General features: G+C 70.1%; 10 protein-coding genes. 5 read left to right on the forward strand and 5 right to left on the reverse strand.

What is annotated here, in order from left to right:
- Positions 1 to 3: 3 nt before the first annotated feature.
- The 4 genes from NR798_RS21700 to NR798_RS21715 are packed head-to-tail and all read right to left on the reverse strand — an operon-like array spanning position 4 to position 4,159.
- The gene (locus NR798_RS21700) at positions 4 to 699 is read right to left on the reverse strand and encodes a hypothetical protein (protein ID WP_375773397.1); all 696 of its coding nucleotides are present in this window, start codon (positions 697 to 699) and stop codon (positions 4 to 6) included.
- A complete protein-coding gene (locus NR798_RS21705) occupies positions 696 to 1,790 on the reverse strand; it encodes a hypothetical protein (protein WP_375773398.1) in 1,095 nt (364 codons plus the stop codon). Before NR798_RS21705 ends, NR798_RS21700 begins: the two co-directional genes overlap by 4 nt.
- A gap of 24 nt (positions 1,791 to 1,814) precedes the next feature.
- Positions 1,815 to 2,900 (reverse strand): hypothetical protein, encoded by a 1,086-nt coding sequence (locus NR798_RS21710; RefSeq protein WP_375773399.1) that lies wholly within the window; start codon positions 2,898 to 2,900, stop codon positions 1,815 to 1,817.
- Positions 2,897 to 4,159 (reverse strand): glycosyltransferase, encoded by a 1,263-nt coding sequence (locus tag NR798_RS21715; RefSeq protein ID WP_375773400.1) that lies wholly within the window; start codon positions 4,157 to 4,159, stop codon positions 2,897 to 2,899. Before NR798_RS21715 ends, NR798_RS21710 begins: the two co-directional genes overlap by 4 nt.
- Before the next feature lie 614 nt (positions 4,160 to 4,773).
- Between NR798_RS21715 and NR798_RS21720 the strand changes: the two genes are divergently transcribed.
- The 3 genes from NR798_RS21720 (at position 4,774) to NR798_RS21730 (ending at position 10,249) form a co-directional block, all read left to right on the forward strand.
- Positions 4,774 to 5,649, forward strand: a complete 876-nt coding sequence (locus NR798_RS21720) for an MbnP family copper-binding protein (RefSeq protein ID WP_375773401.1) — start codon at positions 4,774 to 4,776, stop codon at positions 5,647 to 5,649.
- A 59-nt stretch (positions 5,650 to 5,708) separates the two neighbouring features.
- Positions 5,709 to 7,700 carry a heparinase II/III-family protein gene (locus tag NR798_RS21725; RefSeq protein ID WP_375773402.1) on the forward strand — a complete coding sequence of 664 codons (1,992 nt, stop codon included), beginning with the start codon at positions 5,709 to 5,711 and terminating at the stop codon, positions 7,698 to 7,700.
- A gap of 86 nt (positions 7,701 to 7,786) precedes the next feature.
- The gene (locus NR798_RS21730; protein ID WP_375773403.1) at positions 7,787 to 10,249 is read left to right on the forward strand and encodes a hypothetical protein; all 2,463 of its coding nucleotides are present in this window, start codon (positions 7,787 to 7,789) and stop codon (positions 10,247 to 10,249) included.
- Here NR798_RS21730 and NR798_RS21735 read toward each other — a convergent pair.
- A complete protein-coding gene (locus NR798_RS21735) occupies positions 10,246 to 11,883 on the reverse strand; it encodes a chondroitinase-B domain-containing protein (RefSeq protein ID WP_375773404.1) in 1,638 nt (545 codons plus the stop codon). The genes NR798_RS21730 and NR798_RS21735 overlap by 4 nt on opposite strands.
- Positions 11,884 to 12,431: 548 nt before the next feature.
- On the opposite strand from NR798_RS21735, the gene NR798_RS21740 reads away from it, so the two are divergent.
- Complete coding sequence (locus tag NR798_RS21740; RefSeq protein ID WP_375773405.1) at positions 12,432 to 14,120, forward strand: DUF1592 domain-containing protein; 1,689 nt, start codon at positions 12,432 to 12,434, stop codon at positions 14,118 to 14,120.
- Positions 14,117 to 15,451 carry a DUF1552 domain-containing protein gene (locus NR798_RS21745; RefSeq protein ID WP_375773406.1) on the forward strand — a complete coding sequence of 445 codons (1,335 nt, stop codon included), beginning with the start codon at positions 14,117 to 14,119 and terminating at the stop codon, positions 15,449 to 15,451. The genes NR798_RS21740 and NR798_RS21745 overlap by 4 nt, the downstream gene beginning before the upstream one ends.
- The last annotated feature ends 32 nt before the right edge of the window (positions 15,452 to 15,483 follow it).

A 15,483-nucleotide genomic window follows, 5' to 3' on the forward strand; every position in this document is an offset into this window, starting at 1 on the left:
AAATTACGGCGTGGAGAGCAGTTCCACGTCGAACCGGCCGTTGTCCGTGCGCAGGCCCACCGGCCCGTCGAAGGTGAGCGCCTCGGCTGGCAGCACTCCCTCCCAGACGGACCTGCCGTCCACCTGCACCTTCAGCTCCGCGCCCTGAAGCTCCGCTCGCAGGATGTGGCTGCTTCCCGGTTCCATCCCGGGCACCGCTTCCTTGCTCCGCGGTTTCACCGTCTGGTAGCCGCCGTTGCCGCAGTCGTCCGAGCGGGACATCCCCGGGTTGTGCTTCATCGACACCACCAGGCCCGCCTTCGGCTCCAGGCGCCACATCACGTAGACCACGTTGCAGCCATCCCGCGCCCGAAGCTTCAGCCCCACCTGCCGCCGCAGCTCGCCCGATTGCAGCGGCTTCTGCTCGCGCGTGGCCCCCAGGTAGGTGAAGCGCAGCTCCGCCACCCGCGTGTCCCTCTCCACCCCGGCTGCCAGTGCCTGGGCCCTTGGCCCTTCGCTCGAGGACACCACGGCCCGCACCTTCGGCTCCTCGATGCGCAGGCGGCCCCCCGACACGGGCTCCAGCTTCCCCTGTGTCGCCTTCATCCGCTTCGCGGTGAGCGGGCCTTCCTCCGGCGTCTTCTTCATGGCTCTTCCGGGCGTCGCCGGTGGCGCGAGCAGCCCCAACAGCGAGGCCAGCAGGAGCGGCCGGGCAATCACGGCCGCTCCTCACCCAGGAAGCGGCCCAGCTCCGCCACGCGCGTCTTGAGCCAGGCCTGCTCGGCTCGCAGCCGCGCCAGCTCCAGCACCAGGTAGTCGCGGTAACGGCGCACCTTCGCCGTCTCCATGGCCTGGATGTCGCGCAGCTGCCCCTCCAGGTCCGTCACCAGCACCGACACCTCGCGCAGGCGCGCCTCCTCGGCCGAGTGCCCCGCCCGCAGCTCGCGCAGCAGCCGGGCCACCTCCTGGCTGACGCCTTCCACATCCTCCTCGAGCAGGCGCCGCCGTCCCTCCCTCGCCCGGGCGTTGGCCGACGGCTGCCACAGGTTTCCCAGGTTGTAGGCCACCGTCAACGAGCCAAACAGCGGCACGTCCTGCGGCACGTTGATGAGCTCGTCGTACCCGCCGCGCAGCCGCACCCGCCAGGCCGAGGCGCTGCGCTGGGTGGCGGACTCCGCTTCCACCCGGGCATCCGCCGCGCGGAAGTCCTGCAGCCAGGTGGACAGCGGACGCTCGGTGGGGCGGGGCAGGGCGGCGAGCCGCTCACGCTCCTTGGCCGTCTGGTATGCCAGCGCCTGCAGGCCATCCAGCCGCAACTGCAGGGCGTTGAGCTCCTCGAGGGTGGCCCGGCCCGCCTTCACGTCCTCGCGCAGCGAGGCCAGCAACTGCCCGGCCTCGGGCAGGGCCGTCTCCAGCACCTGGGCGCGGGCGGCCAGCGCGGCCTCGGCGCCCACGTCGGTGCCCCGCTTGGCCGCGGCCCGGAGCGCCGAGAGCGCCCGGTAGCGCTCGCACTCGGCCTGGGCCCGGCGGCGGATGGACAGTCCCCGGTAGAGCCCCATGAAGTCATAGTCCAGGCCCGCGATGATGCGCGGTGTCGGGCCGCCCAGGGGCCCGCCTTCGCTCCAGCCAGCGTCGCCCGAGTTCACCACACCCACGCTGGCGAACACCTCCGGCGCGAGCAGCACCGCCGACTCGGCGTCACCCACCCCGCGCACGAAGGCGCAGTAGCCCGGCTCGCCCTCCGGCTCCTGGGCCCCCGCCACTCCCGCTCCGAGGCCGGCCAGCACGCTCCATGCAACCGCCCACCGCATGCTCGTCTCCTTCCGTGCTCCGGCCTACAGCAGCAGTGGCGGCCGCCCCAGCACCAGCAGCTCGTCCCGCGCCCAGCGCTCGTCCCGCAGCTTCAGCTCCACCATCACCCCGCGCAGCAGCGTCTGGCGCACCGGGTGCTTCACCGTCACCTCGCCCTGCAGCACCTGGCCCACCATCCCCGCTTCCTGGCACCACACCAGCTTCAGCGCGCACCGGTAGAGTGGGGTGCCCGGCCCGGCGTTCTCCAGGTTCTCGTACGGCACGAAGCCCACCGTCAGCCCCTGCTCTATGGCCTCCAGCCAGGGCGAGCTGCGGATGGACGCGAGCAGCGCGTCGTAGCGTGCCACCGCCTCGTCCAGTGACTTCAGGCTCTCCTCGAGGTGCTTGCGCTCGCTCTCCGCCCGCGCCACTTCCAGCACCGAGCGCGTGTACTCCCGCTCCAGCAGCAGCACCTCGGTGGTGAGCCCCGCGCTCTTGCCGCCCAGCGAGGCGTCGAAGCCGTCCAGCTCCCGCTTCACCGCCTCCAGCTTAGTCTGCAGCTCCGTCGTGCCCTGCGCCAGAGACAGGTTGCTCTGCGCCAGCTGCGCCAGCTGGTGGTTGGCCGTCAGGTGCTCCTCGCGCTCCAGCATCCGCGCGTTGTAGAGCGCTTCGGTGCGTGTGCGCGCCATGCCCGCGTAGGCCCGGTTGGACTCCGAAATCTCCTCGGCCGCCAGCTGGTACTCCCGGCGCAGCGAGGCCAGCCGGCGCAGTGCCTTCTCGCGCGCCGTGCGCTCGCTGCCCAGCGCCACGCGGAAGCGCTCCTGGAAGTCCTTCTCCGAGCCCAGCAGCCGCTCGGCCTGCTCCAGCCGGGCCTCCAGGTCCCTGCGGTCCGCCAGCAGCTTGTCGCGCGAGGCCGCCTGCTGCGCCAGCTGGGTGTTGAGCTGGAGTATCTGCGGATCAGTGGGAGACACCACGGTGGGGGCCAGCCAGGAGTGGTTGACGAAGAAGAAGACCTGGACGCCGAGGTAGGAGACGAGCCCGCCCAGGATGAGCGCCAGCAGCACCGTGCCCAGGGCCTTGTAGGCGTTGACCGCGACGGTGTTGAGCTTGTTGACGATGCGCTGATTCATGGTGTCGAACCCCCTCCAGCCGCCCGGGTGGGAGCAACGGTGTTGGCCGTGCCTGCCGGGGGCGATGCGCTCTCGGCCGGCGCGGCGCTCGGCTTACCCCGGGTCTCCCAGCTGCCCGAGTCCAGCGTGAAGAGCGCCAGTGGCGTGAAGAGCGCGTAGGTGATGGGCATCAGCAACCCCATGGGCAGGAAGGAGAGCGCCGGCACGCGCATCTCCGGCGGCAGGTGCCTCTTGTCGATCCGGTAGATGAGCCCCATGGCCCCCATGACGAGCATGTGCAGCAGGAGCACGCTCCAGAACTGCCCGTTGAGGATGTTGTGGATGATGATGACGGGATACGAGAGCAGCAGCGCCAGCTGTGACACGTAGTGGACACCGACGATCGGGTGCAGCCTCCAGGCGTGGCTCAGTCCACAGAGCATGTCCACGAGGTTGGAGCGCCGCCACCGCAGCTGCTGCGAGAAGTAGCCCGCCAACGTGGCCGGCGCGGCCGTCTGGCACCAGGCCGCCGTGGTGTAGACCGTCTCGTAACCCGCCTTCACGATCTGCCGAGTGAGGAACCGGTCCTCCCCGTACTTGATGGGGACGCCAGCGATGTTGCGCGCCTCGAGGATGGGGTCGAGCTCCAGCAGCACGTGGCGCCGGTACGCGGTGAGGCACCCGGACAGGCACAGCACCGAGCGGAAGCTGCGCTCCAGATCCTTGAGCCACTCCTGGGCGAAGTAGAACTTGATCTCGATCATGCGCGTCATCCAGTTTTGATGACGGTTGGCGACGTAGGTGCGGCCACCGACGGCGGCGATGCGCGGGCTGACGAAGCGGCGCACCAGCTCACGCACGGCGCTCGGGTGCACCACGACGTCCGAGTCCACCGAGACGATGAGCTCGGCGGTGGCCTCGCGCACCGCCCGGGCAATGCCCTTGCGCTTGCCCATGTTGTGCGGGTTGCGCATCACCTTCACGTTCAGGTGGCCCTCGGCCGCGCGCAGCGCCCAGGCAAGGCTGTCGTCGGTGGAGCAATCGTCCACCACGCAGATGCTCAGCTTGTCGTGCGGATAGTCCTGCGCCAGCAGGCTGCGCACGGCGTGGTAGATGCCCTCGCCCTCGTTGAAGAGGGGAATCACCACCGTAACGGTCGGCTGATAGCCGTCATCCGTTGCATCCACCCAACGGCCACGCACCCGCCGCAGCAGCGGACCGAGCACGTACCGGTTCATCATCACCACCAGCACCAACAGGTGTACGGGGAAGAGTTCCATATCCCATCCGGCGTCGAGGATGAGCCCGGCGCGTCCAAACACACACCCCTGCCGCCCGCCTAGGGCATCGTCCCGCTCGCGTGTCCCCCGTGTCCCCGGTCCTCGCACGTTCCAGCGCGGTGCTTCGAGGCGGCCAGAAAGTCGGCTCGTGCCAGACCTCGTACAAGTGCCCCGCGGGGCGGTGGGAGCGTCCTCCTTCCCCAGATTCTCCTCCTGTCGAGAGGGGCTCTGTCGCTTTGCGTCCGTATCGCCCCCGGGGATGAGGCGGAGGATTGCCCATCAAGGGTAGCTGGATCCTCAACTCGGGAATGCGCGCTTCCCTGGAAAGAGAAGGACACGGCCGCCTGACTGCCACGGTGTTCTGCCCGGAGGGCACTTGCGCTGTCATGCTGGGCATCACATTTCTGGCCGCCCTGACGGGTACGCTCCGTGCAGCCGCCCGCTCCCGCGGTGGTCGTCGAGCACGGAGCGTCTCGGAGTGGTGGGGAGCGCAGGATTCCCTCCGAGGGAAACGCCGCGTGCAACGGGGCCGCGGGGCCCAGGTTCACACTCGGAAGGGGGCGCGCATGTATCCGGGATGGGAGCGGTTGCGAGAGCGGAGGAAGGCGGGGCGGTTGGCCGCGTTGGGACGGGGCTGGGCCGTGCTCGTGATGCCCGCGCTCCTGCTCGCCTGTGGTGGGGAGCGTCAGGTCTCCATCCAGTTCGCCGCCCAGGTGCGCGGCGAGCCCCTGCGCTGCGATGCGACCTACGAGAAGATCGGTGCCTCGGGTACCACCCTCCAGTTGCTGGACTTCAAGGCGTATGTCCGCAGCGTCGCGCTGGTTCGCGAGAATGGAGACAGGTATCCCCTGTTGTTGGAGCAGGATGGCCGCTGGCAGCGCGAAACGGTCGTCATGCGCAAGGGGCGCCGGTATCGCGAGACGATCGCCATGCTGGACTTCGAGGACGGTACCGGCACCTGCAACACGGGCAGCCCGGAGATCCGCACCGAGGTGGTAGGCCTCGTGCCCGACTTCGATGACTACACCGGCGTGGAGTTCACGCTGGGGGTGCCCCCCGAGCTCAACCACAAGAATGTGGAATGGGTCGAGCCACCCCTTAATGTTCCCAGCATGTGGTGGAGCTTGACGAACGGCTACAGGTTCCTCCGGCTCGACGTCCGCGCGGGGGGCAACAGGCCCTACGTCTTCCACCTCCGTGCCGACGGCTGCACGGGGACGCCAGACATCGGCGTCAACTGCAGCGCCGAGAACCAGAGCACCCTCTTCCTCAAGGGCTTCGTTCCGGGGCAGAGCCGGGTCGTCTTCGACGTGGCCGCGCTCTTCGCGCAGACGGACTTCGAGAGCTCCGCGGACGGGATGACGGACCCCGTTGCAGGGTGCCTCTCCAGCGCCGACGACCCGGAGTGTGCCTCGCTGTTGCCGCAGGTGGGCCTCGGCCGCGGGCCCATCGCCCCCGGCGGCGCGGACGCCTTCATCCGGGTGGAGTAGGTCCGGCGATGTTCGCGGGGACCGGACTGTTCGCCCCTCTCGCAACGGAGTGATGAGACATGCCGAGACGAATGGGATTGAGGGCCGTCTGTGGTGCTGTATTCCTCGGGCTGCTCACGCACTGCAGGACGGAGCAGGAGCCGGCGGAAAAGCTCTCCTCGGCGCAGGTGTTGAACATCGTCTGCGGGCACGAGGCGGCCAACCCGGCTCAGAAGAAGGGCTGTGAGGGGAAGGCGTGCGTGGTGGAGGGCCACGTCTTCGGAAAGGAGGTGGCCTACGCGTGGTTGGACGAGGGGGACCTGGAGAGCGCGAACCTCATCCTCGACGACACCTGGCCCGTTCCCCGGTTCGAGCCTGTCCACCTGCCGCCGCCGCTGACCTGGACGGAGGACCCCTACGACGAGAAGTTCTGGCGCTACGTCTTCTACGGGTTGCGGCCCACGGCCCACCTGCTGTGGGCCTTCCGGGAGACGGGCGATCAGCGCTACCGCGACAAGCTCATGGACGTCTTCAGGAGCTTCGCCGCCGACGGCAGGAAGTCCGCCTTCAGCCAGGACAAACACGGCACCGCCTACCGGGCCATGGTGCTCGTCAACTCGTATTGGAAGCTCAAGCACGCGGGCGCCCTCTCCAATCAGGAGGCGAAGCTGCTCGAGCAGCTCATCCGCGAGGACGCGCGCTTCCTGGAGGACCCGGAGCATTTCGAGGCCGGCTTCAACCACGGGTTCGCCGAAGCGGCGGCGTTGCTGCTCATCGCGGAGAACTTCCCGCGCTTCCCGGGTGCGTCCGGCTGGCGCGACCTGGCGCTCAGCCGCTACGACAAGCTGCTCGCGGACATCATCGGCCCGGACGGCTTCATCATCGAGAACTCCGCCTATTACCAGTTCTACGTCTTCACCCAGGTGTACCAGGTGGCGCAGTGGGCCCGGACCCACGGCGTGGAGCTGCCCCCGCAGGTGTGGCCCGTGCTGGAGCGGATGGCGCGCTTTGCCTCCTACGTCGTGCAGCCCGACGGGCGCATCCCCATGCTCGGGGCGAGCCAGCGCCTGCTGGTGCGCAAGCACCAACCGGTGTTGCTCGCGCGCATGGGCGCGGTCTTCCCCGAGTTGGCCCACATGCTGACGGCGGGCATGTGCGGCAGCGCGCCCACCGAGCGCCTCGCCTTCTTCGAGAGTTCCGGCGTCGCCGTGCTGCGCTCCTCGTTCGATCCCGACCTGGACTACAGGGCCCAGACGCACCTGGTCTTCGACATGGGGCCCTACCGCACGGACCACAGCCACCTGGACGCCCTCAATGTGGTCCTCTACTCGGCCGGGCGCACGCTGCTGACCGACTCCGGGATGTTCACCGAGGAGCCGGGGGAGGAGGAGTCCTACTTCCGCAGCACCCGCGCTCACAACACCGTGACGGTGGACGGGCTGGACCAGCGCGCGGGCAATGCCAGTCCCGGCCTGTCCGCACAGGGGGGAGGGTGGCTCTACCAGTCGGGCTCCCACTCGCTGTACGAGGGGGTGCACCACTGGCGCGCGGTGATGCTGCTGGAGAAGGACGTGGTCCTGGTGTTGGACCGGCTCACCTCGCAAGGCTCGCACCGCTTCGAGCAGCGCTGGCAGTTCCAGCCGGACCTCACGGTCTCCCCGCAGGGCACCTCCGCTTCCGTCACCGACGAGACGGGCAGGCGCGTCCTCCAGGTCACCCAGGCCCAGCCCCAGGGGTTGTCCGTCTCCACGGTGTCCGGGGCCACCCGGCCGTACGACGGGTGGTACTCGGAGGACTACGAGGTGCGCAAGAAGTCGACGGTGCTCGTCTACCGGCGCCAGGGCGCCCAGGCCCACTACGCGACCCTCTTCACCAGTGGGCTGAACGCCACGTCGCCGGCCCGCGTCTCCGCCTCGCCGCAGCCGGACGGGCTCGAGGTGCTCGCCTGTGCCGCGGGCCGCGGCTATCACATCCGGGTGTGGAGGCCCGCCGAGACGGACGAGGCCATCACGGTCACCTCCGCACCCGCGGCGTGTGATCAGCAGGAGGCCGGCGCCCCCGGCCAGCCCTAGGGGGGCGAGGGGGCCGACGTCCGCGGGGGGGCGCGGACGGCGCGGGAATGAAGTTGCCGCAGCGGTGCGCATGAGGGGGGGCAGGGATGGGACGACAAGTGCGGGAGGGGGATGTCCGGGCATGCTGGCCTGGACTGCTCCTGGGTGCATTGCTGGTGGTGGCCTGCGGACAGTCCCCGGAGGCGTCCGCGCCAGGGGAAGACGCCGCGCCCGTGGAGGAGGGCCGTGTACCGTTCGACCCGGAGGAGGTGGTTCGCGAGGTGCGCGCCGCCCACGCCGAGGACCGGAGGCTCATCGACGTGAGCAGGCCGGAGCCGGAGCCACGGGTGACGGCCCAATCGGGGCCCTCGGTGGCCTTCGACGGGGAACGCTTCCTCGTGGTCTGGCTGGACGAGCGCGAGGGCGGCGTCTTCGGCGCGCGCGTGGAGCCGGACGGCACGCTGCTCGATCCCGTGGGCATCGCCCTCAATCCCGGTGGCAGCGAGCTCGAAGCGGGAACGCCGGCCGTCGCCTACGATGGAAGGGACTTCCTGGTGGTGTGGACGGGGGATGGGACGGGCCTCTTCGGCATCCACGTGCGCTCGAACGGCCGCCTGCGCGAGGCCTCGCCCGTGAGGCTCTTCACGGAGACGGGGGCGGGAAGATACCCCGCGCTCGCCTGTGGCCCCAAGCTGTGCCTGGTCGCTTGGGAGTTGTTCGCGGGGGAGGTTTCCAACATCCACCTCGCGGCCGCGCGGGTGCGGCGTGACCTCACGACGCCCGACGAGCAGCCCCTGATGCTCTCCCTGCGCGGCTTTGGCGTGTCCTTTCCCTCCATCGCCTGGGATGGCGGCCAGTTCCTGGTCGTCTGGACGGACTTCCGCCGCAGCGGCACCCTCCCCACCCTCTTCGGCGGCCGGGTGAAGGCGGACGGCACGCTGCGCGACCCGGGCGGCTTTCCCATCAGTACGGCGGAGAGCAGGCCGCAGCGGTCGGACGTCGCCTGGACCGGAGAACACTTCCTCGTCGTCTGGGATGACTTCCGCAATTTCCACCTGGGAGACTCGGACGTCTACGGGGCGCGAGTCGAGCGGGATGGCTCGGTGCTCGACCCCGAGGGCATCCCCATCTCCACGGCGCCGAGCTTCCAGAGCAATCCCCGGGTGGCCCACCAGGGCGGGAGCAGGTCGCTCGTGGTGTGGGATGATCGCCGGACGGGGGACTTCCGCATCCACGGGGCCCGGGTGACGGAGGGCGGCGCGGTGCTGGACCCCGGCAGTCTGCGCCTGTCGAGCGGCGACTTCCCCTTCGAGCTCAACCCCGCCATCGCCTACGGCTGCGGGCAATACTTCGTCGCCTTCAGCGGGACCACCGGCTTTCCCAGCCACATCCTGGGCTTGCGCGTCTCGACCAGCGGGAAGCCGAAGGACTCGCACGCGCGCATCCTCAGCCGCTCGCCCAACCGGCAGGAGACTCCCGCGGTGGCGTACGGGGAGGGCCGCTACCTGGCCGTCTGGCGCGAGTTCCCCGCCGACGCGGCCCCGCGGCTGTACGCCGTGCGCGTGCGGCGGGACGGCAGGCTCCTGGATCGCCAGCCCATCCTCCTGCCCGGGGGTCCGCTCGCGGAGCGCCCCGCGGTGGCCTTCGACGGGGAGGACTTCCTGGTGGTGTGGCAGGAGTCGGAATTGGAAGGGGGCCGCTCCGGCATCCGCGGCGCGCGGGTGAGCCCTGGGGGACGGCTGCTCGACACCTCCAGCATTCCCATTGCCACCGCCACGCCGCGGGAAGTCCTGAGCGAGCCCGCGGTGGCCTCCTCCGGGGAGGGCGCGCTGGTCGTCTGGACGAACGAGCCCGAGGAGGAACGGCCGGAGATCCACGGAGCGCGGGTCCGGCGCGGCGTGGTGCTGGAGCCCTCCGGCATCCGCCTCTCGCCCCTTGGCGACTTCCAGAGCACGCCCGCGGTGGCGTATGACGGGCGCCAGTACCTGGCCGTCTGGCGGAGCCTCCACTTCGACTACTCCACCCAGACGGAGACGTTCAGCATCCAGGGCACGCGCGTCAGCACGGGCGGAGAGGTGCTCGACCCGGAGGGCCTCGTCCTTTCCACCGGCCCCCAGCAGATGCGCGAGCCCGCCGTGGCCTCGGATGGCCTGCGGAGCCTGGTGACCTGGCTGGACTCCCGCGCGACTCCCGGCACCTTCGATGTCCTCGGGGCGCGGGTGGACCGGGAGGGCGTCGTGCTCGATCCCGAGAACCTCCCCATCACCACGACGGCGCCCCTGCTCCAGAGGAGCAACCCCCGCGTGATCTTCGATGGAGACCACTACCGGGTGGTGTGGGAGGAGACGCCGCGCTTCGGCTTCCTCAGGCTGGACCTCGCCGGGGCCCGCGTGGGCCCGGACGGCACGGTGCTGGACCCGGGTGGAGAGAAGCTCGTGCACGGTCCCACCAGCGAGAGTTCTCCCGCGCTGGCCTCGGACGGGGACGGACACAGTGCGCTGTTCTTCCAGCAGTTCGTGCTGGACCGGGTCAACGCACTGCGCGTCCGGGGTCTGCTGCTCCAGCCCTAGGGGGCCAGGGGGCCGACGTCCGCGGGGGTGAGCGGACGGCGCAGGACCGGGCCGCTCGCCGCCTGGTCCGCGCCCACGTCCAGCGCGCCGTTGCGCACCTGGCCATCCATGTCCGTGGTGAGCTCCAGGCCGCCCGTGGAGGGGCGGGCCGCGCCGGCCGCCGGGCTTCCAGCGGAGGGACGCATCAGGCCATCCATCGCACGCACCAGCCTGGGGTCCACCCGGACGTAGCCAGCGGACGGCATGTCGCCGGGCGAGGCCGCGCCCCAGAGCATGTTGCCGGTGGCGGTGAAGCCGTTCGGGGCCCGATCGAAGCTCACCAGCTTCCCCTGCTCACCGACGAGGAGGTTGTTCTCGACGCGCAGGTCCCGGGCCGGGATGGGCCGGCTCGAGGTCGAGGAGCCGATCACCAGGTGGGTCGGCTTGCTGCCCACCAGGGTGTTGAAGGCCACGGTGACGCGGGAGGCCACGCTGCAGTCCGTGCCCTTGCCCGTGTCCTGCTCGGTGCAGCCGCTGCTGAGGATGAGCGTGCCCTGGGCGCCCGTGCCGGTGCTGCCCTCGATGTAGTTGTTGATGATGCGGTGGTCGTGGCCGTAGATGCGCATGCCGCCCGCGTTGTTCAGCAGGAAGTTGCCGTCCACCACGGTCTTGTTGCCGTGACGCAGCACCAGCGAGCCCTTGTTGTTGCGCAGGGTGTTGCCGCGGAAGACGTTCTCCGAGCTCTTGTTGGAGATGACCTCGGGGTCACCGTTGCACTCCTCGAAGAGGTTGGCCTCCACGAGCGTGTGCGCGCTGAGCGGGCCGCGCTTGCTGTCGCCGACGCGCAGGCACTCGCCTCCCTCCTCGTCGAGGGTCAGCTTGTGGAAGTAGTTGTGGTCGATGCGGTCGTGCTGCGAGATGCCCAGGCCGCCGTCCGGCGCGTCACCATAGACGGCGAGAAAGACGTTGGAGCTCGTCTTGTCGTGGAAGGAATTGTGGTCGATGCGGTTGTAGCCACTGCCCGCGCCCTCGAGCCTCAGCCAGGTGCTGTTGGCCGTCGTGTCCTTGATGGCGAACTCGTTCCGGGTGAGGCGGACGTGGTTCGAGCCGACGATCTTCAGCGCGACGTCCCCCTCCTTCACCTCGTGCGTCAGCTTGAAGCCCTGCAGGACGACGTGGGAGGCGCCCTTCACCAGGAAGCTCGAGGAGCCGCCGATGCTCGCCCCGCCCACGGTCCGCGCCGTGATGACGATGGGAGCCTGTTCCGTCCCCCGGACCGACACCTGGATGGGGGTCTTGTTGGTGTAGGTGCCGTCGGCGAGCTCGATGCGATCACCCGGGAGGGCGGAGGCAATCATGCTCCGCAGCTCGTCGAGGCTGCGTGCGGTGAGCGTCCGCCTGGGGGTGGGAAGGCCCTCCGCCTGCTCGGCAGGGGCCGCGGGAGTGCCGGGCTCGGGCGTGCCGGGGGCGCCAGACTCGGTGCCGGGGGTGGGCCCCGAGGGGTCGGCGGGGAGGGCAACAGGTCCGGCGGCGGGCGCGGAGGGGCTGGTGCCGGGAGAGACGCTGGTGCTCGGAGAGAAGTCATCCGGCGAGCTCTCCTCTCCAGTTGCGCCATTGCCGCAGCCCGCCGTCAGCAGGAGTGCGAAGGTCGTCACAGCGCCTGCCACTTGAAGTTTCCGCAAAGGTCGTTTCCTCCAGCGGGCCCCGCGCGAGGCAATCGCCACGCCCGGGAACGGTCTCCTTGGCGTGGCAGGAGCCTCCCTTGTGGCGGGTCCCGCTTGCTTGGTTGAGTGGAAGGCGCAATCCCTCGCGCCTGCGGGCGAGAGACGAGCCTTGTGTTGCGGCTCTCAACGCCCACCCGGTGTTTGAATTCCAATTCCCCCATGTCTGTTCTCACGGCAGGCCGGGAGGACGTGCCCTCCCGTGTCCGCTCCTGGAGGAGCCGACCGATGAAGAAGACACACGGGTGTTCAGCCAACCCGTGAAGCCACCACCGCGGGAGGGCGGCCACCGTGACGCATGCGGCGGCCCGCCCGAGGTACTCCGCTTCCCTCCCTTGCCCTCTGCCTTCCCACCCGCCCGATGCGTTCCCGACACCGCGCTGCCCCGCGGTCACGGCCGCCCGTATGGAGGCCGACGGAGGGGGGTGGTGAGGAAATTGCTCAGGATCCACCCCCGAGTCTCCGCGAGGAGGAGGTGCGACGTGTACACGCTGGTTTCACGCGGCTGGAGGAGGACGCTGACGGGCACGGCCTGTGCGCTCCTGCTCGCCGGATGTACGAGCAACGAGCTGCCGAAGGCGAAGGTGTTGCCCCCCCCGCAATCCCAGACGAACGCGCCCCCCGGGGAGACCGCATGCCGGGGCCCGAAAGACCCGGGCCGCGTCACCCTGCACCGGCTCAACCGCGCCGAGTACGACAACACGGTGCGCGATCTGCTGGGAGACACCACGCGCCCGGCGCGCGACTTCCCCTCCGACGACCACGGCTACGGCTTCGACAACAACGCGGACGTGCTCAGCCTGGGACCGCTGCTGATGGAGAAGTACTCGGCGGCGGCGGAGAAGCTCGTGGAGGCCTCCTGGGCACGGCTGCGCACCTGCACGCCGGACCCGGCGGACCCGCTGCCCTGCGGACGCCTCATCCTGGAGCGCTTTGCCCGCCGCGCCTGGCGCCGGCCCGTCACCCCGGCCGAGGTGGACCGGCTGCTGGCCTTCCTCCCGCTGGCGCGCGCGCACGGCGATGGCTTCGACGCGGGCATGAAGCTGGCCCTGCGGGCCGTGCTCCTCTCGCCGCACTTCCTCTACCGCGTCGAGCTGGACCCGGACCCGGCCTCGACGACGCCGCACCCGCTGAACGGCCATGAGCTCGCCAGCCGCCTCTCGTACTTCCTGTGGAGCAGCATGCCGGACGAGGCGCTCCTGGCCGCGGCGGACGCGGGGACGCTGCACACGCCCGAGGAGCTGGAGCGGCAGGTGCGCCGGATGCTCGCGGACCCGAAGTCCGAGGCGCTGGTGGACAACTTCGCCGGCCAGTGGCTGTACACGCGCGCGCTCGACTCGCTCCACCCGGATCCGCTCATTTATCCCTTCGACGACTCGCTGCGCGAGGCCATGCGCCAGGAGACGCGGCTCTTCTTCCGCGAGTTCCTCCTCGGCGACCATCCGGTGAGCAAGCTGTTGGACGCGGACTTCACCTATGTGAACGACCGGCTCGCCCAGCACTACGGCCTGCCCTCGCCGGGCACGGGCCAGATGACGCGGGTGGACCTCTCCGCGCACCCGGAGCGCGCGGGCCTGCTGGGACAGGGCTCCATCCTCGCCGTCACCTCGCACCCGGACCGCACCTCGCCGGTGAAGCGGGGCCTCTGGGTGCTCGAGCAACTCCTGTGCAAGGCCCCACCGCCCCCTCCACCCAACGTGGAGGGCCTGCCGCCGCCGGTGGACCCTCGCATGGGCATCAAACAGCGCATGGCCCAGCACAGCACCGACCCGGCGTGCTCGGGGTGCCACAAGCTGATGGACCCCATCGGCTACGGGATGGAGAACTTCAACGTGGTGGGCGCGTGGCGGCGGAAGGAAGAGGTGAGCGGCGCTCAGGTGGACCCGAGCGGCGAGCTGCCCGGAGGCTTCCACTTCAAGGACGGGGTGGAGCTGCGAGCCCTCCTCAAGGCGGACCCGGCGCTGGAGCGCTGCATCACCCAGCACCTGCTCGTCTACGGGCTGGGGCGCGGGCCGGCGCAGGCGGATGCCTGCACGCTGGAGGACGTCATGAACAAGGCCGGTGAGCGGGGGGGACGGCTGTCGGACCTCATCCTCTTCCTCACCCGGAGCGAGGCCTTTACCCACCGCCGCGGGGAGGCGGGGGACTCGGACGTGGAGGGCTCACGATGAAGAATTCCAAGCTGTCACGGCGGACGTTGCTCAGGGGCCTGGGGGCGCTGATGGCGCTGCCCGTGCTGGAGCAGATGCAACCCTCGATGGCCCGGGCGGCCGGGCCCGGAGCCGCGCCGCGCCGCCTGGCCGTCTTCTACGTGCCCTGCGGCATCTTCATGCCGAACTGGACGCCCAAGGGGACTGGGCGTGCCTGGACGCTGTCGCCCACGCTGCAACCCCTGGCGCCGGTGAAGGACGACGTGCTGGTGCTCTCCGGGCTGTCGCACGAGCCGGGACGGTCGGAACACTCCGGCAACCACGCCTCGGGCACGGGCGCCTTCCTCTCGTGCGCGAAGGTTCACTACACGGACGATGTGGCCGAGGTGCGCGCCGGCGTCTCCATGGATCAGATCGCCGCCAGCGCCCTGCGCTCGCAGACGCGCCTGCCCTCGCTGGAGCTGGGCAACGACGGAGGCGACGGGACGGGCGCGTGCGACGACAACTACAGCTGTGCCTACGCGCGCAACATCTCCTGGGCGGGGCCCACCAGCCCCCAGGCCAAGGAGACGAACCCGCGGGCGGTGTTCGACCGGCTCTTCGCGGGCTTCGACCCGGACGCGACGCGGGCGCAGGTCGAGCGGCGCAAGGCGTATGAGCAGAGCATCCTGGACTTCGTGAGCGAGGACGCGCGGGCGCTGAAGCAGCGGCTGGGGGCGAGAGACAAGCGCAAGCTGGACGAGTACTTCACCAGCGTGCGCGAGCTGGAGCTGCGCGTGGCAACGCTCGACCAGCAGTCCATGGTGTGCGCGAAGGGCCCGAGGCCCGAGCAGACGGAGGACGTGCGCGAGAAGACGAAGGTGATGTGCGACCTGATGGTGCTCGCCTTCCAGTGCGACCTGACGCGGGTGGCGACCTTCATGCTCGGCAACGGGCGCAGCGACCGGGTGTACGACTTCCTCGGGCTGACGAGCGGGCACCACAGGTACTCGCACCACCAGAACGACGCGGAGAACCATGCGGCGCTCGCGAAGATAGACCGGTGGGAGATGGAGCAGTTCAGCTACCTGCTGCAGCGGATGAAGTCCGTCCAGGAGGGCGAGGCGACGCTGCTGGACAACTCGCTGGTGTACTTCGGCAGCGAGTTGGCGGACGGCAATTCGCACGGGCACAGGGACATGCCGGTGGTGCTCGCGGGGCGCGGAGGGGGCGCGGTGACGCCGGGACGGCACGTGCGCTACACCGGGGAGCCCATCGCCAATCTGTTCATCTCCATGCTGGACTCGGTGGGCGTGGGCGTGAGCCGCTTCGGAGACGACGGCACGGGGCCCCTTCCGCTCCTGAAGGAGTGAGCAGGGGCCTGGGCCTCTTACAGCGAGGCCAG

This window comes from Archangium gephyra (assembly GCF_042230915.1).
Taxonomy (GTDB): domain Bacteria; phylum Myxococcota; class Myxococcia; order Myxococcales; family Myxococcaceae; genus Archangium; species Archangium gephyra_B.

Excerpts from the sequence above, each read along its gene's own strand:
- NR798_RS21705 (WP_375773398.1), bottom strand. The coding sequence starts at position 1,790 with ATGCGGTGGGCGGTTGCATGGAGCGTGCTGGCCGGCCTCGGAGCGGGA.
- NR798_RS21710 (WP_375773399.1), bottom strand. The coding sequence starts at position 2,900 with ATGAATCAGCGCATCGTCAACAAGCTCAACACCGTCGCGGTCAACGCC.
- NR798_RS21715 (WP_375773400.1), bottom strand. The coding sequence starts at position 4,159 with ATGGAACTCTTCCCCGTACACCTGTTGGTGCTGGTGGTGATGATGAAC.
- NR798_RS21725 (WP_375773402.1), top strand. The coding sequence starts at position 5,709 with ATGCCGAGACGAATGGGATTGAGGGCCGTCTGTGGTGCTGTATTCCTC.
- NR798_RS21730 (WP_375773403.1), top strand. The coding sequence starts at position 7,787 with ATGGGACGACAAGTGCGGGAGGGGGATGTCCGGGCATGCTGGCCTGGA.
- NR798_RS21745 (WP_375773406.1), top strand. The coding sequence starts at position 14,117 with ATGAAGAATTCCAAGCTGTCACGGCGGACGTTGCTCAGGGGCCTGGGG.